This window comes from Paenarthrobacter sp. TA1.8 (genome assembly GCF_048595705.1).
Taxonomy (GTDB): Bacteria; Actinomycetota; Actinomycetes; order Actinomycetales; family Micrococcaceae; genus Arthrobacter; species Arthrobacter nitroguajacolicus.
On record NZ_CP184287.1, the window covers coordinates 4,719,593 to 4,737,773 of the forward strand.

Consider the following 18,181-nt stretch of genomic DNA (forward strand, 5'->3'; position numbering starts at 1 on the left):
CTTAGTCAGTATGCTTACTATATGAGGAATCATGCTAGTAACCCAGGAGGAACGATGCTTCGCAGATTAGCCATGACCACCCTTGCCTTGACCCTCTTCGCCGGGTCCATGCTTTCCACTGCCGTTGCAGCCAACGCAGCAGTCGGCGCGCAGGGCAGCGTTGCCGCCACCACCACCCCCTCACCCGAACCCAGCAACCCCTCCGGGCCATCCACGGCCACGCCCACCGCGGAGCCGACCACGGACGTCTCGAATCCCGCCGGCACCGGCCCCGCCAACCCAGGCACCAGCGAGACCGAACAGCAGGAGCAGACCCGCACCGACGTCGTTCCATGGATCCTGGCGGGCGTTGCCGCAGTCATCATCATCGCGTTGATCATTTGGACCCTGCGGAACCGGCGCGGGCGGGACAAAGGAATCAGCGACGAACCGCGCTAGACGCACCGGCGACTCCTATTAGGCGTCCCGGGAACCAGCCATCAACTTGCCGATCATGCTGGTCTCCAGGTTCTCCAGCAGGTGCCGCGGATTGTCATAGACTTCCGCGGCACCGGCGGCCCGCAGCTCGGCTTCACTGATTCCACCGCAGGTCAGGGCGATGACAGGAATGCCGATCGCACCGCCTGCCTTCACATCCCATACCGCGTCGCCAACAAACACCACGTCCTCCGGGCGTAGCCCAAGCTTCTCCAAGCACGCCTCAAGGATGTCCGGAGCGGGCTTGCTCTCCTTGGCGTCATTGGAACTGGTCCACGCATCAATGGAAGACGCGGCGTCCAGGAGGTGCCTGCTCACTTCCAGGTCGCGCTCTTGCGCCGAGGATGCCAAGCCCACCGCCAATCCGGCGTCGGAGCACGCAGCCAAAAGGTCCCGTACCGAATCGAAGGTACGCAGAGTCGGCCAAAACGTGGAGAAGACCGCACCGTGCGCGGACTTCAGTTCTTCCTGCATATCCTCGGGGCAGTCCGGGACCAGGCTCTGGACGAGCCGGTCGCCACCCATGCCCACCCGACGATGAATGGCGGACATTTCGATGTCCAACCCTTCGCGCCGGAAAGCCTGCCACCAAGCCATGGCATGGAAGTAGCTCGAATCAATCAGCGTTCCATCAACATCGAAAAGAACACCGCGCTTCTTCTGAGTCGTCGCATCAGCTGCCACAGTTAACCACCTTCGTCCGGGCTTGTGCACCATGCACACCCTGCGATGCCAGCGCAGAATCAATCACCGGCTCCTCCAACATCAGCACGGCATATCGCTCCGCCGTCGAGGTGCGAAGGAGTCCCGTCCCCGCCACCTCCCTGATGGCAGCAACTCCCTCAACGGCCTCATCCACTGAGGCAAACCGCTTGGAGAGACCCATCAACACGTCGTCGCCGTCCACCATCAAAATCCGAAATTCCCCGTCAGGAGTTTCAACCAGTTCCAAATGCCCGGCCATCCCTACCTCCTCGTCTTCGATGCCAACCAGCATAGTAAGACTACTTAGTATAAGCCTCTCAGAAACATTGCGTAACGCGGGAATGAGGCGTCTGCAACTTGTTGTTTGCAAGGTCATGACAACAATCGGAATCATCGGTGCAGGACACATTGGCAGCCAAGTCGCCCGTAAAGCAGTGGAACTTGGCTATGACGTCGTCATCAGCAACTCACGGGGCCCCGAGACCCTGAGCGAGCTGGTGGCGGAGCTGGGGCCGCGCGCCCGGGCTGCGACGGCAGCCGAAGCAGCAACGGCGGGTGATTTCGCCGTCGTGACCGTTCCCCTCAAGAACTACAGGGACATCCCGACGGAGCCGCTCGAGGGCAAGATCGTCATCGACACCAACAACTACTACTGGGAGCGCGACGGCCGCATTCCCGAGCTGGATAACGGAGAAGCCACCACCTCCGGCTTGCTCCAGAAGCACCTCCCAACCTCCAAGGTGGCCAAGGGTTTCAATCACATCTTCGCCAAGGACATCACCACGGACGGCGCCCCCGCAGGCAGCGCCAACCGTCGTGCCCTGGCTACCTCGAGTGATTTCCCGGAAGCAGCCGGGCTTGTCACCAAGCTCTACGACGAGTTCGGCTTCGACACCGTCAACATCGGCCCGCTGGAGGACAGCTGGCGCGTTGAGCGCGACCGCCCGGCCTACGTCATCCGGCAGAACGCGGACGAACTCCGCGAGAACCTCGCGAAGGCAACGCGCACGGTCTAACGGGAAACGCACGACGGCGGGAGGGCGGCTTCCGCCTTCCCGCCGCCTATGCGGGGCTGCCGGTTTTGGGGTCGGCGGTCTTTGGGGTCCGCGGTTTAGGGCTGGCTCAAATTCCGGGGTCGAAATCGTGTCACGAATCGGGACGTCGGCGCACTTTATAGTGGCTGTCTCTCCGGACGCCTGGCGCATCGGGCATTCGGGGAGTCAGCCACCCCCTAAGAGCCCTACCCCGAGGAGTCCCATGTCCACCAAAATCTCGAGCTGGCCGGCAGCGACGCCCATGTGGGTGGACTTGGGCGTGGACAACCTCGCAGCCGCGAAAAGCTTTTACGCGGATCTCTTCGGCTGGGAATTCGTAGCCGGCGGCCAGGAAGCCGGGGAGTACCTGCTGGCACACCTTGGCGGGCGCGCCGTCGCTGGTGTGGGGCCGAAGCAGGCACCGGGCATGCCCACCGTGTGGACCACGTTCCTGGCGTCAGACAATGTCGACCTTACTGCCAGGAAAATCAGCGCGGCCGGCGGAGAAATGATCGCACCTCCGTTCGATGTCATGGAATCCGGCCGCATGGCCTTGGCCGTCGACACCGCGGGCGCGGCCTTCGGTATCTGGCAGGCCGGCACCCATATCGGGGCGGAACGCGTCAATGAACACGGCTCCTTGTGCTGGAACGAGCTCCACACCCGCGACTTCACCGCTGCCAGGTCCTTCTACTCTGAGGTCTTCGACGTCAGCTACCAGGACGCCAGCGAGGACGGCTTTGTCTACTCCACGCTGCGCAGGCCGCTGGACGGCCGGGAAGTGGGAGGAATCCAGCATGACGACGACATCCCCGATGCCTCCCCCAACTATTGGTTGACCTGGTTTGCCAGCGACTACGTCCAAGGCACTGCGGAACGGGCAGTGGAGCTCGGCTCCACCCTTCTGATGCCCGTAACGGAGAGTCCCCTGGGGCGTATGGCCATTATTCAAGCGCCACAGGGTGAAGTGTTCGGCATCATCGACGCCCCCCGCATCAACGAGTAAGAGAAGCGCCCAAGGCCCAGCCCGCCGCGTGCAAGACCTCAGGATTTCAGGCGGCGGCCGGGTTCAAGGCCTCAGCAATGACCTCATGTGCGTGGGCTGCTGCAAGGGGTGCCGCCAAGCGGTGTACGGCCAGGAAGGTCTTGCGCACCGCTGGTCCGTGCCATTCGGGCGGAAGGTAGTCGGTGGGGAGGTTAGGGTCCCGGTACGGGAACTTACGCCACATGGTGAGCATGGGAATGTAAAAGCGGAATGCGTCGCGCCGCAGCTCTTCGGTGGACGCAGCCAGGGCAGCTTCCGGATCATCGCCCACCTGCTCGGTCCATTGCTGCTCAGCACCCTTGTATACCTCGAGGAACTCGGTGAACTGCTGATCGAGTTCCTTGAGGTCCCACCACTCAGATATTTTGGGCCGCATGGGCCCGTCGAACACGTAGTCGCTCCGGAAAAGGTCAACGAACTCGATCAACCCGCTCGCGGTAAGGCGTTCCCGGGCTTGCTCCAGCTTGTGTGCGGGGGCAATCCACACACCGTTGGCCACGGAACCAAAACCAAGTCCCAGCAGCGCGGACCGCAGCTGGTGCCTGCGGTTGCGCATGGATTCGGGCACTGAGAAGACGGCCAGCACCCAGGTATCCACCGGCGCAGGCTGCTCCGGTGCGAAGATCCGCCGGTCACCTTCACGGAACACGTCGCTGACGGACTCGGAGATCTTGTACTTGGCGATTCCGCCCTCGCGGACACTCTTCAGTACGCCCTTGGCCTTAAGCCTGGAGACGGACGACCTCACACCCGGAGCGTCGTAACCGAGCGAGCCCAGCATGGAAATCAGCGCAGAGACCGGCAACGCATCGCCCGCGTTGCGGCCGTAAAGACCGAAAATCGTGACGAGCAGTTGCTGGTGGCGCACCGGAGGTGCCGGGACGGCGAACATCTAAAGGCCCTCATTTCCGCGCCGCAGTCCGGCGCCAGTCCAGTTCATCATAGGTGCGGTGTTGGTCCCCGCCGAGTTGGCAGGTAACCCCCATGCTCGGGCGCAACATCGGGGTTAACTGCAGTGTCGCGGGCCGCGTGCTCCCGGGTCCGGGATCAACCAAGCGAAAGAAGCAAGAAGAGGACTGCAAGAACCAGCGCCACCGGCGTCATCACGAACCGCTCGGGCTTACTGCGGGAGATCGCATTCATGGCAACGCCCAAAATGAAGTAGGCGGTAAGTACCCACATGAAAATGTCGGTGAAGATTTCACTGACCAGTACCGGCGCCAAACCCGCTTTTGCCAACGCCGTGTAGCCGAACAAGGCGTACAGCACTATGGAGACCACGCTGCCCACCCGCAACTTCGGCGGCAGGACGTCATGCTGCCCACCCCAAGCGAACCGTCCTAGGGGCGCGCCAGCCGCCAACGCAACCTGGAAAACGGCCAAACAACCAAGAATTATGCACGCGAGAATCGCCCAGAGCTGCTCCACGGTCTAAGCGTAAACGCAAGGCATCGCTCCACCGACTGGCCGCACCTTAGTAAGCATGCTTAGTATAGGACCATGCTGTTTCGAGGCTAACACGGCCTCAGAAAGTCCTTTCCGTATCAACGATAGGAACCACATCATGGCAGGAAATCTCGTAGCCCGGTCCATTCACGACCTCACCGCCGCAGCATGGTTCGGCGGCTCGCTGATGGGGGCCATCGGACTCAACGGCGCCGCAGCGGAAGCCAAAGACCCCACCGAGCGAACCCGCCTCTCAAGCAAAGGCTGGGGTAAGTGGGCCCCGGTCCAGACGGCAGCTTTCGCCGGACACCTTGCCGCCGATCTGGCCATCGCTTGGGAAAACAAAGGCCGGATCGCCAAGCAGGACAGCGTCGCCGCCAACACCATTTACAAAACAGTGGTGACTTTGGCCGGTGCAGCCGTCACCCTGTATGCAGGTGTAGTGGGCAAGAAGGTGGATGAGCTCTCCGACGAAGGCGCCGTGGGCGCCACGGAACCGAAGGCCGGCGCATCGCACGAGTTGAAGGCCGCCCAAACCCAGCTGAAAGCACTCCAGTGGGCCATTCCTGCGTTCGCTGCCTGGGTGATCATCCTGGGTGCCAAGCACGGTGAGATGCAGCGACCCAAGAACATCCTTAAGGGCCTGCGCTAGACAAACCCCTCGCCGAGATGGCAGTAGACACCAATCCCAGGCTTCAACATTGGTGTCAGCTGCCATCTCGGCGGAGCTATTCGGCTGCCGGCACACCCTTTACGGCGCGGACCAGATGTTCCGGCCAAGGCTGTGCAGCGGTGCTGCCGTTAGGGACGTGCACCGTGGTGACCGTCCCGTACGCGGCGACCTCACCGGCGTCGGACGTTACATCGAAAGCCATGGTCAGCGAGGTCCGGCCGAGCGCATGAATCCTCACCGTGGCGGTGATGCGCTGGCCGAACCACAGCTTCGCCTTGTAATTGATAACTTGCTGTACCCGCGGAGCGCTGGGGAAGTAATCCGGCAACTCCAGCGAGCGGAAAAGCTCAGCTTCCGCAGCCTCAACCCAGCGCAGGATCGCCGAGTTGTGCTGGTGTCCGGAGGCATCGGTGTCTACCCACTCCACCGTTCGCTCAACGCACGCCTCCGGAAACCTGTCCATGATTGCTCCTAGCGGGCGCTGACAGCGACATCATCAGGATCAACGTCGACGGCGGCAACCGGCACCTCAGGTTGTGGCTTGGGAATCATTGCCACAGCACCGGCTGCCAATACTGCGATGCCGGCGAAGATCGCAAAGTTTGCCTCGAAGGGAAGCTTCGAGCCTGCGATCCAGCCACCAATCAACGGCCCCGAGATGGCACCAAGGCGGGCGAAGCTCAGAGCCCAGCCCGTTGCCGTGCCACGAACCTTTGCCGGATAGTAGTCGGCGATGTAGCCGGTCAGGACCAGGGACGTAGAGATGGATCCGACACCCGCGAAGGCCACGAACAGCAGGTTGACCACCATGGTGTTGGGGAAGACGAGCAGCATGATGCCCAGCCCGCCCAGGATGTAGAACACCACCAGGATGAGCTTCTTCCCGTACTTGTCTGCGGCGCGGCCCAGGAGCAGGCCGCCGATCGCGGACGCAAGGCTGAAGACCAGGAGGAAGGTCAAGGATGAGCCGAGGTCGTAGCCGGCCTTCTTCATGATGCTCGGCAGCCACGTGTTCAGCCCATAGACGAGGACCAGGCCGCAGAAGAGCGAGATCCAGAAGAACACCGTGGAGCGCAGGTACTTCCGCGAGAACATGGTGGTGATGGTCTTCCACCAAGGATCAGCCTGCACACCTGCTTTGGGAGCCACGGCAAAAACCGGCGTGTAGTTGGAGATGTTCAGCTTGGTGGCCAATGCCTTGGCTTCGGTCTTCCGGCCCTTTGATTCCAGGAATTCCAAGGACTCCGGGAGGAACTTCCAGATGATCGGAATCAGCACTACCGGCGCAGCACCAATAGCGATAACCGCACGCCAACCGCCCATGGGCAGGACGAACAGGGCGGCAAGAGCGGCGGCGACAATGCCCAACGAGTAGCCGGAGTACATGAGGCCGTAGTTGTAGGAACGCTTGTTCGGTGCCGAGTATTCAATGGTCAGGGCCGCCGCCACCGGGATGACACCGCCCATTCCCAGGCCACCGATTAGCCTGAACAGGCCGAAGAGCTCCGGCGTCGGTGCCCACGCGGCGCCCGCCTGGGTGAGCGTGAAGATCGCCATGGAAGCCAGGAGCATCTTCTTGCGTCCCACGAGGTCGCTGAGGGTGCCGATGAACAGGGCGCCGATAAGCATGCCGATCAAGGCATATGAGCCGAGTCCACCGAGCGCCAACGGGCTAAGGTTCCATTCCTTGTACTCAGCAAGGGCAGGAAGGATGGCCCCGAGGACGCCCACGTCATAGCCTTCGGCGAGGATCGCGAGCCAGCAGCAGAACAACACCAGTCCGGTGGTCTTCTTGGGCACATTCCATGTGTTGAGGGGTGCGGTCGCCATGGCTACTTCACCAGAACCGATGCGGCGGCGGACTCAGGAGTCCAGCGCAGGTGGGGGTTGGACTCTTGGATATCGGCTTCCTTTAGCAAGGAAAGGCGCGGGCGAACGGCGTCAGTGCGCGAGCTCGGCGGCTTGCGGCGGCCGGCACGGAACTGCGGGATCCACTGGGCGCCGGGGCCCTGGTATTCCTGTTCAGCTGCAGCGTGCAGCGTCCACTGGGGGTCGTAAAGGTGCGTGCGGCCCAGGGCGATCAGGTCCGCGCGGCCTGCGAGGAGGATGGAGTTCACGTCGTCGTAAGTGGAGATGGCACCGACGGCGATCACCGCCACGCCTGCCGGTGCGGCAACTTCCTGGCGGATGCGGTCGGCGAACGGGGTCTGGTAGCTGCGGCCGAAGGCGGGCTTCTCTTCCTTGGCCACCTGGCCGGTGGAAACGTCCAAGCCTGCAGCGCCGTGCTCGACGAACGCCTTGGCGATGGACACCGAATCGTCGGAGGTGTTGCCACCCTCGATCCAGTCCGTTGCGGAGATGCGCACCGTCACCGGCTTGTGGGCGGGCCATGCCGCGCGAACGGCGTCGAACACTTCCAGCGGGAACCGCAACCGGTTCTCCAGGCTGCCGCCGTATTCGTCGGTCCGCTTGTTGGATACCGGCGAAAGGAAGGACGACAGCAGGTAGCCGTGGGCGGCGTGGATTTCCAGGAGGTCGAAACCGGCCTCATCGGCACGGACCGTGGAAGCGACGAACTCCGCCTTGATGGCATCCATGCCGGCCCGATCCAACTCCACGGGGGTCTGGTTCTCCGGGCCGTAGGGAAGGGCAGAAGGGCCGACGGCGGTCCAGTTGCCTGACTCGAGCGGCTGATCGATGCCTTCCCACATGAGCTTGGTAGAGCCCTTGCGACCCGAGTGGCCCAGCTGCGCGCCGATCCTGGCGGTGGAACGGCTGTGCACGAAGTCCACGATTTCCTTCCAGCTGTCACGCTGATCGTCCGTGTACAGGCCGCTGCAACCGGGGGTGATGCGGCCTGCTTCGGAAACACAGACCATTTCGGTCATGACCAAACCGGCGCCACCGAGTGCTTTGGAGCCGAGGTGAACCTTATGGAAGTCGCCCGGAACGCCGTCCGTAGCTGAGTACATGTCCATCGGCGAGACCACAATGCGGTTCTTCAGCTCCAGCTCGCCGATGCGGAACGGCTGAAACATGGCCGGAGCGACCTCTGTCAATCCCTGCGACGAAGCAAAGCCGCGGTCCACGGCGTCTGCGAATTCAGGATCGCGGAGGCGCAGGTTTTCCTGTGTGATGCGGCGGCTGCGGGTCAACAGGTTGAACGCGAACTGCGTGGGGTCTTGGTCCTTGTACTGGCCGATGCGCTCAAACCACTCAAGGGAAGCCTGGGCTGCGCGCTGGGTGGAAGCGACCACGGGCCGGCGCTCAGCCTCATACGCCGCGAGCGCGGACTCCACATCCGCGTGTTCGTGCAGGCAAGCGGCCAGTGCCAACGAGTCCTCCATGGCCAGCTTGGTGCCGGAACCGATGGAGAAGTGGGCCGTGTGGGCGGCGTCGCCCAACAGCACCACGTTGTTGTGGCGCCAGTTTTCGTTGCGGACGGTGGTGAAGTTGATCCACTTGGAGTTGTTGGTGAGGACCTCGTAGCCGTTGAGTTCCTCGGCGAAGATCTCGCGGATCTTGGCGATGGCCTTCTCATCCGAGATGCCGGGAGGGAAGACCTCGTTGGCCGTCTCATCGAAACCTGCCGCGTGCCACACGTCCTGGTGCATTTCCACGATGAACGTGGAACCCTCATCCGAGTAGGGGTACCCGTGGATTTGCATGACACCCCACTCGGTTTCCTTCACGAAGAATTTGAAGGCCTCGAACACCTGATCCGTACCCAGCCACATGAACTTGTTGGTCCGCGGGTCCAGGTTCGGCTTGAACGAGTCAGCGTACTTGGCACGGATCTGCGAATTGATGCCGTCCGCGGCAAGAACCAGATCGTAGTTGGCTTCAAGTTCCTCTACGGCGGGGGCCAAGGTGCTGAACCGCACGTCAACGTTCAGTTCGATGCAGCGACGTTGCAGCAGCTCCAGCAATTCCTTGCGGCTCATGGCAGCGAAGCCCTGGCCGCCGACTGTCATCATCTCGCCGCGGAAATGGATGTCGATGTCGGACCAGCGGGCGAAGCGGCGGCTCATGTATTCAGCCACCACGGGATCGGCGTTGCCGATGCCACCGAGCGTCTCATCGGAAAATACGACGCCGAAGCCAAAGGTGTCGCTGGCAGCGTTGCGTTCCCAGAGAGTGATGTCGTGCGACGGGTCCAGCTGCTTCATCAGTGCTGCGAAGTACAGGCCACCGGGGCCGCCTCCAACAATTGCGATTTTCATGGGTGTTGCTCCTTCTCAGGCCTGGCTCTGGCCGGCGGGGGTAAGTTGTTCGGTCTGGTTCGCGTTCGCTTTAACGCCCTCGGCGAGAAGGCTGTCGCGGAGCTTGAAGTGCTGGAGTTTGCCGCTGGGATTGCGTGGCAGTTCGTTGACGAAGCGGACGTCCCGGGGGTACTTGTACGGGGCGATGGCCTGCTTCACGAAGTCCTGGATTTCCTTGCGCTTTGCGGCGTCGCCGGTGACACCTTCGCGCAGCACGATGAAAGCGCAGACTATGCTGCCTCGCTCTTCGTCCGGAACTCCGATGACGGCGTTTTCCACCACATCGGGGTGCTGGTCGATGGCCGTTTCAACCTCGGGTGCGCCGATGTTGTAACCGGAGGAGACGATCATGTTGTCCGAGCGCGCCTGGTACGTGAAGTACCCGTCGGCGTCCATGGCGAATGTGTCGCCGGTGACGTTCCAACCCCGGACCACGTAGTTTGCCTGCCTGGCATCGTCGAGGTAGCGGCACCCGGTAGGGCCGATCACGGCCAGGCGACCGATGCTGCCCGGGCCGAGTTCGTTGCCGTCGTCGTCCAGGATGGTGGCCCGGAACCCTGGAACAGCGCGGCCGGTGGTTCCTGGGCGGATGTCATCGCCGGCAGCGGAGATGAAGACGTGCAGCAGCTCAGTAGCGCCGATTCCGTTGACCAGGCGCAGGCCGGTAGCCTCGCGGACAGCTTCCCAGGTCTCCTTGGACAAGTGCTCTCCGGCAGAGACGGCAACGCGGAGGCTGCGGAGGAGGTCCCCCCGCTTCTCCTTCAGGATGGCGCGGTAGGCAGTGGGTGCAGTGAAGAGGATCGTGGCACCAGCCGCGGCGGCGTGCTCTGCCAGTTCCACGGGCCCGGCCTTTTCAGTCAAGAGCGAAGATGCGCCGAAACGGAGCGGGAAGACCACCAGGCCGCCCAGCCCGAAGGTGAAAGCCAGAGGCGGGGAACCGGCGAAGACGTCATCGGCGGTTGGCTCAAGGATGAAGCGGGCGAAGGTGTCCGCGTTGGCCAGGATGTCCCGGTGGAAGTGCATGGTCACCTTCGGCACACCGGTGGTGCCCGACGTCGGACCCAGCAGCGCAACGTCGTCCGCTGAAGTGTCCACAGCCGTGAACACGCCGCTCTTTTGCCCACAGCGGGAGGTGAGGTCGTCGTCGTCGGACCCGTTACCGGACCCGTACGTCAGGACCTTAACCTGGTCCCCCGCCGCGACCCTGAGCTCGTCCACGAAGCGGTGATCAGAGATGGCCACCACCGGCTTGGTGAGGCCGATGAGGGTGGAGACTTCGTTGGAGCGCAGCATGGGCATGGTGGTGACAACCACGGCGCCGGCCTTCAGCACGCCGAGCCAGGCAGCGACGATCCAGGGGTTGTTGGGCCCGCGCAGCAACACGCGGTTGCCCGGCACAACACCGAGGTCTTCAGTGAGGACCTGGGCCACCTGGTTGGAACGCTGCTGAAGCTGGCCGTAGGTCCAGACAACGCCGTCCGGGGTCCGCAGGGCCGGGCTGTCCGCGCCGTACTGTTCGACGCCGTCGTCGATCAGTACCGCAGCAGCATTGAGCCGTTCCGGGTAGTGGAGTGCGGGAAGGGTGAATTCAAGCGCAGGCCAGGTATCGGCGGGCGGCAGGTGGTCGCGGGTGAACGTGTCCACGTGGGCCGATGGCATCATGCTCATGGCCGTTCCTTTCAGTGGTGCGTCGTTGAAGCGGAGTGGGGTTGGGGGCAAACTGTTTAGGAGCCGGCCCGGATCATGCCCTCTTGGGCGACCGTGGCCAGCAGTCTTCCTTGCCGATCAAAGAAGCGGCCCATGGCGAGGCCCCTGTTGCTTTGACCGGAGATAGCCTCCTGGGCGTAGAGCACCCAGTCGTCAGCGCGACCGTCGCGGTGGAACCACATCGAGTGGTCCAAGCTGGCGGTGGCGAGTCCCGGGCTGGACCAATTGAGTCCGTTCACCCGGAGCAGCGGCTCCAAAATTGTGTAATCGCAGACGTAAGCCAACGCTGTGCGGTGCAGGTCGGCGTCGTCAGGCAGGGCATCAAAGGCCTTGACCCATATCGCCTGCTGCGGCACTGAGCCGCCTTCCAGTTCTATATATACCGGTCCTGGAATATGACGCATATCGAAGCTGCGGCCCGTGGACCAGTAGTCCGCGGCCGGACCATCCGTTCCGTCCAACGCTTCGGCAGCGGTCCGCAGCGATTCAGGCTCGACGGCGGCAGGAGCCTCGGGCTGGAAGTCCGGCCCGTTCTCGGGAACCTGGAACGAGCCCATGGCCGCATAGACGGGCTTGCCGTTCTGGAAGCCCCTGACGGTGCGGGTGGAGTACCCGCGGCCGTCCCGGAGACGCTCCACTTCGTAGCGGACACTGGAACCGATATCCACGGGACGCATGAAGTAGCTGTGCATCGAGTGCAAAGTCCTGTCAGCATCAACGCACCGCATCATTGCGGCCGCAGCCTGTGCCACCATGTCTCCACCATAGGCTTTTGGCCACGGCACGTACTGGGTGGTTGCTTCATAGGCTTCGTCGAAAACCTCGGCCGTTGCGGGCGTGAGTTCAACGGCCTTGAGGAAGGTCTCGGACGTCAGGGTTCCAGTGATCATGGCTTAGGCCCGGCGGTAGTCGGCGAGAGTTTCGTCGGCGACGTCTTCGAGGTTGACCACGAGGTTCTCCGGCGTGCGCGCGGTGAGCCAGACGAGCTCCTCCGTGATGGACATGTTGGCTTCTACGTGGGGCATGAACGGCGGAACGAATACCCAGTCGCCGGCCTTCATGTCGATGAACTCTGAGTAGTTCTCGCCGAAGTAGATCCGGCCGTGGCCGCGGAGCACGTAGCCACCGGTCTCTGCCTCGCCGTGGTGGTGCGGAAGTGAGCGGTAGCCCGGAGTGTTGGACACCTGGCCGAACCAGATTTTGGTTGCCGGGGTGTGCTGGATACTCACGCCGGAGACGCGGATGCAATCGCCGGACTGCGCCGTGTTGGTGTCTTCGGCACCGGCGCGGGTGACGACGGGGACAACCTTGCCGTCTGCCTGAGCGTAGATGGAGTTGTCGCCTTCGAGGCGGTATTCGGTGGTGGTCTGGCTCATTGGGTCTCTCCTTTTATTGAGGTGTGAGGCTTTCAGGCGTTTGCCGGGACTGCTGCGTTGATCCGGAACTGGTTTTCCAGCCGGCCGATCCCATCGATTTCGGTGGTGAGGATGTCGCCGTCCTTGAGGAAGCGCGGCGGGGTCATTCCCATCCCCACTCCCCCGGGCGTTCCGGTGAGGACGAGGTCGCCCGGGCGCAGGGTGGTGAATTGCGAAATGTAGGACAGGAGCTGTGCCGGGCCGAACACCAATGTGCTGGTGTTCCCCTGCTGCACAAGCTCGCCGTTGACGTAACCGCGGACGTCGAAATGTTCGCCGGCTTCATCTGCCGTGACCATGACCGGGCCTACAGGGGTTGTGCCGTCCCAGGCTTTGCCTTGGAACCATTGCAGGGTCCGGTTTTGCCAGTCGCGCATGGAAACGTCGTTGGCCACCGTGTAACCGGCGATTGCTTCGCGGGCTTGGTCTTCGTCCGCGCGGAACAGTTCAGAACCCACGACGACGGCGAGCTCGGCTTCCCAGTCGACGCGGCCGCTGCCGTGGACTTCCACGGCGTCGTTTGCTCCGACCAGGGTGTCCGCGTACTTGGCAAAGAGGGTGGGGTACTCGGGAAGCTCGCGTCCCATTTCCTGGATGTGGTCACCGTAGTTCAGACCGCAGCAGATGACTTTGCCGGCGCGGGGAAGGAGCGGTGCGAGTTCGGCTTCGCCTGCCGCGATGACTTTCTGCTCCTTGGACGCGGCCGCCCCTGCTGCCTTCTCGACGACCAACCGCCACTCCGGCTGCGCCAGGAGGGCCCCGACGTCAGTGGCGGGCAACGCGAGGTAAGAGCCGGCACCCGTGGCGAGTGCCGCCGTCGTACTTCCGCCGGCCGTGCGCAAGGTGGCTAGTTTCATTGCGGGTTCCCTTCGAGATTTTGTGATGTGTCGACTTTTTTACGATCGTCACATATGCTCAACGTAGCACGGCGGAAATGATCTGCACAGAGGCTTTCCAAAAGTTTTTGCAGCTGCCACAACGAGGAGGAACAGCATGAGCCACCAGACCATCAACCCGGAATCGCTGCCCAAGCCATCGGGCTTCGCGCACGGCATCCTTGCCGGAAACACTGTCTTCCTGGGCGGGCAGACTGCCCTGGACAAGAACATGAACATCGTTCCCGGCGGGATCGTGGAGCAGTTCACGCAGGCGTTCTCCAACGTGATCACCACCCTGCGGGAGGCCGGCGGAGAGCCCGAAGACCTGGTCAACGTGACCATCTACCTCACCGACGTGGACGACTACATGGCGAACGGCCGCGAAATCGGACGAATCTGGCGGGAAATGGCGGGCTCGCAGTACCCCGCAATGGCCGGCATCGGCGTCACGCGCCTCTGGCAGAAAGAGGCCCTCATCGAAATCCAGGGCATCGCGGTGATTCCGGAACGCTAAACCTCTGGCCCTTGCGGTGCCCGTGGTGAAGCATGTCCCTATGGGAACCGTCACCGAATATCTTGAGGGCGTCAGCGAGGCCAACCGCTCGATTCTGGCGCGCATTGTGGGGATCGCCCGCGAGTTGGCCCCCGACGCCGAAGAAGGCATCAGCTACGGAATGCCCGCGCTGCTGGTTGATGGCAAGGGCTTCCTGAGCGTGCAGGAAACCACAAAGCACCTGGCCCTCTACCCGTTCAGCGGGCAGATCCTCCCGGAGATGTCGGAGGAGCTTGGGGGTTATTCGTGGTCGCCGGGAACGCTGCGGTTTTCTGCGGATAATCCCGTGCCGGACTCCATGGTGCGGCGGATCCTGGAGACGCGGTTGGCAGCGATCCGGAAGTAGCCCCGTCCGGACCCAACTGAGTCGCAGTTCAGGCCGTTTTGAGCCCTCATAACGGCATGATCTGCGACCTACTGGGGTGGGTTAGTGCTTGGCGGAAACATCCTGCGAGATGGCGTTGGCCGTCGCGACCACTTCCTGGCGCACGGCGTCGAGGTACTTCACCGGGTTCGGCTGGGACGCGACTGCCTGAGCTTGCAGGGACACGTTGATCGCGGCCACGTTGTCGCCATTGTTGTGGTTCCACACCGGCGCTGCAATGGACATCAGCCCGATCTCCAGCTCCTGGTCCAAAAGGCACCACCCTTGCGAACGGACATGCTCGACGGCGGCCCTCAAGTCGGGAACGCTGGCGACGGTTCGCGGCGTGATCGGCGTAAGTTCCGCCGTCGAGAGGTAGGCCTCGAACTTGGCCTGCGGCAAACCGGCCAGCAGGACGCGACCCATGGATGTGGCATAAGCCGGGAAGCGGGTGCCCACGGTAATCCCCACATTCATGATCCGGCGCGTGGCGACGCGGGCCACGTAGAAGATGTCCGGACCGTCCAGGACCGCGGCGGACGTCGACTCCCCCAGCTTCAGGCTCAACTGTTCCAAGTGCGGCTGGGCTAACTGCGGCAGGGACAACGCCGACAAGTACGAGTAACCAAGCTGCAGCACTTTGGCCGTGAGCGCGAAGGTCTTGCCGTCGGTGCGGACGTAGCCGAGCTCAACCAGGGTATGCAGGAACCTCCGGGCGGTGGCGCGCGTCAGGTCCGTGCGGGCTGCGACTTCGCTGAGGGTCATCACCGGGTTATTCGCGTCGAACGCCCGGATCACGGCCAGACCCCGTGCCAACGACTGAACATACTGGTCGCTGGCCTGCGGGGTTACTGGGGAATCGGTCATGGTTACCAATCCTAGGGTGCGTTGCGGGGCCTACTCTGCAGGCTAAGTTCCCGAAATACCCCGCAGAGCGGGCCTCACAACGGGGAGCGCGTAACTTGCGGGGCCTACTCTGCCTTTTTCAGGGGTAGCGGAACGAGCTCCTGGATTTCTTCGAAGGTGCAGCCGAAGGTCTCGCGAACGGTGACGCCGTCGGGACCTGTGAGGAACACTGCTTTGTCCGTGTACACGCGGGTGACGCAGCCGACGCCGGTGAGCGGGTAGGTGCACTGTTCCACGAGCTTGGACACGCCTTCCCGGGTCAGCAGCGTCATCATCACGAAGACGTCCTTGGCGCCGGTGGCCAGGTCCATGGCCCCACCGACGGCGGGGATGGCGTCCGGGGCGCCGGTGTGCCAGTTGGCGAGGTCACCTGTGGCGGAAACCTGGAACGCGCCGAGCACGCAGATGTCCAGGTGCCCGCCGCGCATGATCGCGAACGAGTCGGCATGGTGGAAGTACGAGGCTCCGGGCAGTTCGGTGACGGGGATCTTGCCGGCATTGATCAAGTCGCCATCGACGTCATCCCCAAGGGCTGCCGGGCCCATGCCGAGCATCCCGTTCTCCGTGTGGAGCGTGATGTTCTGTTCCTCGGTGAGGTAGTTAGACACGAGTGTCGGCTGGCCGATGCCCAGGTTCACGAACGAGCCGGGGACGATGTCGCGGGCCACCAACTGGGCAAGTTCGTCGCGGCCCAGCGGCTTTTCCGACGTCTGGATGCTGGTTTGGGTGCTCATGATCAGGCCACCTTCTCTTTTGTTCCGGCTGAATCGACGCGGACCACGCTGTTGACGTAAATACCGGGTGTCACCACGTTCTCCGGGTCCAGGGAACCGGTGGGCACGATTTCCGAAACCTGCACGATGGTGTGCTTGGCAGCGGCCGCCATGATGGGTCCGAAGTTCCGGGCGGTCTTGCGGTAGACGAGGTTGCCCTTGCCGTCGGCTTTGAGTGCCTTGATCAGGGCGACGTCGGCGTGGATCGGCGTCTCGAACACCTGGCCCCGTCCATCGATAATGCGGGTTTCCTTGCCTTCAGCCAACGTGGTGCCGTATCCGGTCGGAGTAAAGAATCCACCAATACCCGCGCCGGCAGCACGGATACGCTCGGCAAGGTTGCCTTGCGGGACAAGCTCCAGTTCGATCTCGCCGGCGTGGAACTTGGCATCGAAGTGCCAGGAATCGGACTGCCGCGGGAAGGAGCAGATCATCTTTCGGACCCGGCCTTCCTTGATCAGCAACGCCAGGCCGTGATCGCCCTGGCCGGCGTTGTTGTTGACCACGGTCAGGTCTTTCGCGCCGCAATCCATCAGCGCGTCGATCAGTTCGAACGGTTGCCCGGCGTTGCCGAAACCGCCGATCATTACCGTGGAACCGTCCTTGATGCCGGCGACAGCCTCGCCAACCGTGTCAATGAAATTCAGCATGATCCTTACCCCTCCTATGCCGATGCGCCGGCAGTAACGTTTTCGAGCACCACGGCCAGGCCCTGGCCCACGCCGATGCAGATCGCCGCGACACCCCAGCGCTGGCCGGAAGCCTGCAAGGAACGGGCCAGCGTGCCCAGGATGCGGGTACCGGAGGCACCGAGCGGGTGACCCATCGCGATCGCGCCGCCGTGACGGTTCACGATTGCGGGGTCGATCCCCCACGCGTCAACGCACGCCAGCGATTGCGCGGCGAACGCTTCGTTAAGTTCGACGGCGCCCACCTGGTCCCAGCCGATGCCCGCCTTCGCGAGGGCCTTGTTCGCGGCCTCCACCGGGGCGAAGCCGAAGAACTGGGGATCGTTGCCATGCGCACCGCGGCCGGCGATGCGGGCGAGGGGCTCCATGCCAAGAATCCCGGCAGCGGCCTCGGAACCGATCCATGCGGCCGAAGCACCGTCAGACAGAGGTGAGGCATTCCCGGCGGTGACCGTACCGCCGTCGAGCCCGTCAGACTCAGGCCGGAAAACGGTCTTCAGCCCAGCCAGCTTCTCCGCCGATGATCCGGCACGGATGCCCTCATCACGGACCAGGTCAGTGCCGGGAACCTGCGAGACCAACGAATCGTAGAAGCCTTCGTTCCACGCAGCGTCGGCCAGATTGTGCGAATCAGCCGCAAAAGCATCCTGCCGTTCCCGGGTGATGCCGTACTTCTCGCGGAGGCGTTCGGTGGCTTCACCCAGGGAGATGGTCCAGTCCTTGTTCATGGCCGGGTTCACCAAACGCCAACCCAACGTGGTGGACGCCAAGGTCATGTCACCGGCCGGGTACGGCTTGGACGTCTTCGGCAACACCCACGGAGCACGGGACATTGACTCAGCGCCGCCCACCAGCATGAGGTCGGCGTCGCCGGCGTTGATCTGGCGGGAGGCAATGATCGCCGCATCCAACGACGAACCGCACAGCCGGTTCACCGAGGTGCCCGGAATCGAGACCGGAAGGCCGGCCAGCAGGGTAGCCATGCGGGCGACATTGCGGTTTTCCTCGCCGGCGCCGTTTGCGTTGCCGAACACCACCTCGTCGATCCGCTCAACATCCAGGCCGGGAGCACGCTTGACGGACTCGCGGACCACATGGGCAGCAAGGTCATCAGGACGGACAGCAGCAAGACCGGAGCCGAACTTGCCAAAGGGCGTGCGCACGGCGTCGTACACGAAAGCCTGGTTCATGGGTTTCTCTTTCTATCTGCCCAACTAAGTCGCAATAGTGCGCGTTTTGGGGGGTCTAAACGCG

General features: G+C 63.0%; 21 protein-coding genes. 6 read left to right on the forward strand and 15 right to left on the reverse strand.

Annotated elements, in window-relative coordinates; all coding sequences use genetic code 11:
- The first annotated feature begins 54 nt into the window (after nucleotides 1-54).
- A complete protein-coding gene (locus ACNAOT_RS22000) occupies nucleotides 55-438 on the forward strand; it encodes a hypothetical protein (protein WP_402939216.1) in 384 nt (127 codons plus the stop codon).
- 18 nt (nucleotides 439-456) lie between these two features.
- On the opposite strand, the gene ACNAOT_RS22005 is transcribed toward ACNAOT_RS22000, so the two are convergent.
- Both ACNAOT_RS22005 and ACNAOT_RS22010 read right to left on the reverse strand, forming a co-directional pair.
- Nucleotides 457-1,161 (reverse strand): HAD family hydrolase, encoded by a 705-nt coding sequence (locus ACNAOT_RS22005; RefSeq protein ID WP_420179412.1) that lies wholly within the window; start codon nucleotides 1,159-1,161, stop codon nucleotides 457-459.
- Nucleotides 1,151-1,474, reverse strand: a complete 324-nt coding sequence (locus tag ACNAOT_RS22010) for a hypothetical protein (RefSeq protein WP_402939211.1) — start codon at nucleotides 1,472-1,474, stop codon at nucleotides 1,151-1,153. Before ACNAOT_RS22010 ends, ACNAOT_RS22005 begins: the two co-directional genes overlap by 11 nt.
- An 82-nt stretch (nucleotides 1,475-1,556) precedes the next feature.
- Here ACNAOT_RS22010 and ACNAOT_RS22015 point away from each other — a divergent pair, with 82 nt between their 5' ends.
- Nucleotides 1,557-2,198, forward strand: coding sequence for an NADPH-dependent F420 reductase (locus ACNAOT_RS22015; RefSeq protein WP_091467393.1), 642 nt, complete (start codon nucleotides 1,557-1,559; stop codon nucleotides 2,196-2,198).
- 241 nt (nucleotides 2,199-2,439) lie between these two features.
- Nucleotides 2,440-3,222, forward strand: a complete 783-nt coding sequence (locus tag ACNAOT_RS22020; protein WP_420179413.1) for a VOC family protein — start codon at nucleotides 2,440-2,442, stop codon at nucleotides 3,220-3,222.
- A gap of 46 nt (nucleotides 3,223-3,268) precedes the next feature.
- On the opposite strand, the gene ACNAOT_RS22025 is transcribed toward ACNAOT_RS22020, so the two are convergent.
- Together ACNAOT_RS22025 and ACNAOT_RS22030 are read right to left on the reverse strand one after the other, a co-directional pair.
- Entirely contained in the window at nucleotides 3,269-4,153 is an 885-nt protein-coding gene (locus ACNAOT_RS22025; RefSeq protein ID WP_091463948.1) for a PaaX family transcriptional regulator C-terminal domain-containing protein, read from the reverse strand.
- Between the two features lie 155 nt (nucleotides 4,154-4,308).
- Complete coding sequence (locus ACNAOT_RS22030; RefSeq protein ID WP_420179414.1) at nucleotides 4,309-4,689, reverse strand: hypothetical protein; 381 nt, start codon at nucleotides 4,687-4,689, stop codon at nucleotides 4,309-4,311.
- A gap of 136 nt (nucleotides 4,690-4,825) precedes the next feature.
- On the opposite strand from ACNAOT_RS22030, the gene ACNAOT_RS22035 reads away from it, so the two are divergent.
- Nucleotides 4,826-5,359 carry a hypothetical protein gene (locus ACNAOT_RS22035; protein ID WP_420179415.1) on the forward strand — a complete coding sequence of 178 codons (534 nt, stop codon included), beginning with the start codon at nucleotides 4,826-4,828 and terminating at the stop codon, nucleotides 5,357-5,359.
- A gap of 76 nt (nucleotides 5,360-5,435) precedes the next feature.
- Here the strand turns inward: ACNAOT_RS22035 and ACNAOT_RS22040 are convergent, their stop codons facing one another.
- The 7 genes from ACNAOT_RS22040 to ACNAOT_RS22070 are packed head-to-tail and all read right to left on the reverse strand — an operon-like array spanning nucleotide 5,436 to nucleotide 13,621.
- Nucleotides 5,436-5,843 carry an acyl-CoA thioesterase gene (locus ACNAOT_RS22040; protein ID WP_054808492.1) on the reverse strand — a complete coding sequence of 136 codons (408 nt, stop codon included), beginning with the start codon at nucleotides 5,841-5,843 and terminating at the stop codon, nucleotides 5,436-5,438.
- Between the two features lie 8 nt (nucleotides 5,844-5,851).
- Nucleotides 5,852-7,210 carry an MFS transporter gene (locus tag ACNAOT_RS22045; RefSeq protein ID WP_420179416.1) on the reverse strand — a complete coding sequence of 453 codons (1,359 nt, stop codon included), beginning with the start codon at nucleotides 7,208-7,210 and terminating at the stop codon, nucleotides 5,852-5,854.
- 2 nt (nucleotides 7,211-7,212) lie between these two features.
- Nucleotides 7,213-9,603: a bifunctional salicylyl-CoA 5-hydroxylase/oxidoreductase gene (locus tag ACNAOT_RS22050; RefSeq protein ID WP_420179417.1), complete on the reverse strand. Its 2,391-nt coding sequence runs from the start codon at nucleotides 9,601-9,603 to the stop codon at nucleotides 7,213-7,215.
- A 15-nt stretch (nucleotides 9,604-9,618) separates the two neighbouring features.
- Entirely contained in the window at nucleotides 9,619-11,310 is a 1,692-nt protein-coding gene (locus ACNAOT_RS22055) for an AMP-binding protein (protein WP_420179418.1), read from the reverse strand.
- 56 nt (nucleotides 11,311-11,366) lie between these two features.
- Nucleotides 11,367-12,239 (reverse strand): acyl-CoA thioesterase, encoded by an 873-nt coding sequence (locus ACNAOT_RS22060; protein ID WP_420179419.1) that lies wholly within the window; start codon nucleotides 12,237-12,239, stop codon nucleotides 11,367-11,369.
- A 3-nt stretch (nucleotides 12,240-12,242) separates the two neighbouring features.
- The gene (locus tag ACNAOT_RS22065) at nucleotides 12,243-12,725 is read right to left on the reverse strand and encodes a cupin domain-containing protein (protein WP_179017946.1); all 483 of its coding nucleotides are present in this window, start codon (nucleotides 12,723-12,725) and stop codon (nucleotides 12,243-12,245) included.
- 32 nt (nucleotides 12,726-12,757) lie between these two features.
- Nucleotides 12,758-13,621, reverse strand: a complete 864-nt coding sequence (locus ACNAOT_RS22070; RefSeq protein ID WP_420179420.1) for a fumarylacetoacetate hydrolase family protein — start codon at nucleotides 13,619-13,621, stop codon at nucleotides 12,758-12,760.
- 136 nt (nucleotides 13,622-13,757) lie between these two features.
- Here ACNAOT_RS22070 and ACNAOT_RS22075 point away from each other — a divergent pair, with 136 nt between their 5' ends.
- Together ACNAOT_RS22075 and ACNAOT_RS22080 are read left to right on the forward strand one after the other, a co-directional pair.
- Entirely contained in the window at nucleotides 13,758-14,156 is a 399-nt protein-coding gene (locus tag ACNAOT_RS22075; RefSeq protein ID WP_091463971.1) for a RidA family protein, read from the forward strand.
- A gap of 40 nt (nucleotides 14,157-14,196) precedes the next feature.
- Nucleotides 14,197-14,541, forward strand: coding sequence for an iron chaperone (locus tag ACNAOT_RS22080; protein WP_091463973.1), 345 nt, complete (start codon nucleotides 14,197-14,199; stop codon nucleotides 14,539-14,541).
- 81 nt (nucleotides 14,542-14,622) lie between these two features.
- Here the strand turns inward: ACNAOT_RS22080 and ACNAOT_RS22085 are convergent, their stop codons facing one another.
- The 4 genes from ACNAOT_RS22085 to ACNAOT_RS22100 form a co-directional block, all read right to left on the reverse strand.
- The gene (locus ACNAOT_RS22085) at nucleotides 14,623-15,426 is read right to left on the reverse strand and encodes an IclR family transcriptional regulator domain-containing protein (protein ID WP_091463976.1); all 804 of its coding nucleotides are present in this window, start codon (nucleotides 15,424-15,426) and stop codon (nucleotides 14,623-14,625) included.
- Between the two features lie 104 nt (nucleotides 15,427-15,530).
- On the reverse strand, nucleotides 15,531-16,199 hold the full coding sequence (locus ACNAOT_RS22090) for a 3-oxoacid CoA-transferase subunit B (protein WP_091463978.1): 669 nt from the start codon (nucleotides 16,197-16,199) through the stop codon (nucleotides 15,531-15,533).
- A 2-nt stretch (nucleotides 16,200-16,201) separates the two neighbouring features.
- Nucleotides 16,202-16,888 (reverse strand): 3-oxoacid CoA-transferase subunit A, encoded by a 687-nt coding sequence (locus ACNAOT_RS22095; protein ID WP_420179421.1) that lies wholly within the window; start codon nucleotides 16,886-16,888, stop codon nucleotides 16,202-16,204.
- 14 nt (nucleotides 16,889-16,902) lie between these two features.
- Complete coding sequence (locus ACNAOT_RS22100) at nucleotides 16,903-18,117, reverse strand: thiolase family protein (protein ID WP_420179422.1); 1,215 nt, start codon at nucleotides 18,115-18,117, stop codon at nucleotides 16,903-16,905.
- Nucleotides 18,118-18,181 lie beyond the last annotated feature (64 nt).

Bases quoted from the DNA above. Each gene is read 5' to 3' on its own strand.
- ACNAOT_RS22080 (WP_091463973.1), top strand. From the start codon at position 14,197: ATGGGAACCGTCACCGAATATCTTGAGGGCGTCAGCGAGGCCAACCGC.
- ACNAOT_RS22060 (WP_420179419.1), bottom strand. From the start codon at position 12,239: ATGATCACTGGAACCCTGACGTCCGAGACCTTCCTCAAGGCCGTTGAA.
- ACNAOT_RS22035 (WP_420179415.1), top strand. From the start codon at position 4,826: ATGGCAGGAAATCTCGTAGCCCGGTCCATTCACGACCTCACCGCCGCA.
- ACNAOT_RS22050 (WP_420179417.1), bottom strand. From the start codon at position 9,603: ATGAAAATCGCAATTGTTGGAGGCGGCCCCGGTGGCCTGTACTTCGCA.
- ACNAOT_RS22065 (WP_179017946.1), bottom strand. From the start codon at position 12,725: ATGAGCCAGACCACCACCGAATACCGCCTCGAAGGCGACAACTCCATC.
- ACNAOT_RS22000 (WP_402939216.1), top strand. From the start codon at position 55: ATGCTTCGCAGATTAGCCATGACCACCCTTGCCTTGACCCTCTTCGCC.
- ACNAOT_RS22090 (WP_091463978.1), bottom strand. From the start codon at position 16,199: ATGAGCACCCAAACCAGCATCCAGACGTCGGAAAAGCCGCTGGGCCGC.
- ACNAOT_RS22045 (WP_420179416.1), bottom strand. From the start codon at position 7,210: ATGGCGACCGCACCCCTCAACACATGGAATGTGCCCAAGAAGACCACC.
- ACNAOT_RS22100 (WP_420179422.1), bottom strand. From the start codon at position 18,117: ATGAACCAGGCTTTCGTGTACGACGCCGTGCGCACGCCCTTTGGCAAG.
- ACNAOT_RS22085 (WP_091463976.1), bottom strand. From the start codon at position 15,426: ATGACCGATTCCCCAGTAACCCCGCAGGCCAGCGACCAGTATGTTCAG.
- ACNAOT_RS22020 (WP_420179413.1), top strand. From the start codon at position 2,440: ATGTCCACCAAAATCTCGAGCTGGCCGGCAGCGACGCCCATGTGGGTG.
- ACNAOT_RS22010 (WP_402939211.1), bottom strand. From the start codon at position 1,474: ATGCTGGTTGGCATCGAAGACGAGGAGGTAGGGATGGCCGGGCATTTG.
- ACNAOT_RS22055 (WP_420179418.1), bottom strand. From the start codon at position 11,310: ATGAGCATGATGCCATCGGCCCACGTGGACACGTTCACCCGCGACCAC.
- ACNAOT_RS22075 (WP_091463971.1), top strand. From the start codon at position 13,758: ATGAGCCACCAGACCATCAACCCGGAATCGCTGCCCAAGCCATCGGGC.
- ACNAOT_RS22015 (WP_091467393.1), top strand. From the start codon at position 1,557: ATGACAACAATCGGAATCATCGGTGCAGGACACATTGGCAGCCAAGTC.
- ACNAOT_RS22040 (WP_054808492.1), bottom strand. From the start codon at position 5,843: ATGGACAGGTTTCCGGAGGCGTGCGTTGAGCGAACGGTGGAGTGGGTA.
- ACNAOT_RS22070 (WP_420179420.1), bottom strand. From the start codon at position 13,621: ATGAAACTAGCCACCTTGCGCACGGCCGGCGGAAGTACGACGGCGGCA.
- ACNAOT_RS22025 (WP_091463948.1), bottom strand. From the start codon at position 4,153: ATGTTCGCCGTCCCGGCACCTCCGGTGCGCCACCAGCAACTGCTCGTC.
- ACNAOT_RS22095 (WP_420179421.1), bottom strand. From the start codon at position 16,888: ATGCTGAATTTCATTGACACGGTTGGCGAGGCTGTCGCCGGCATCAAG.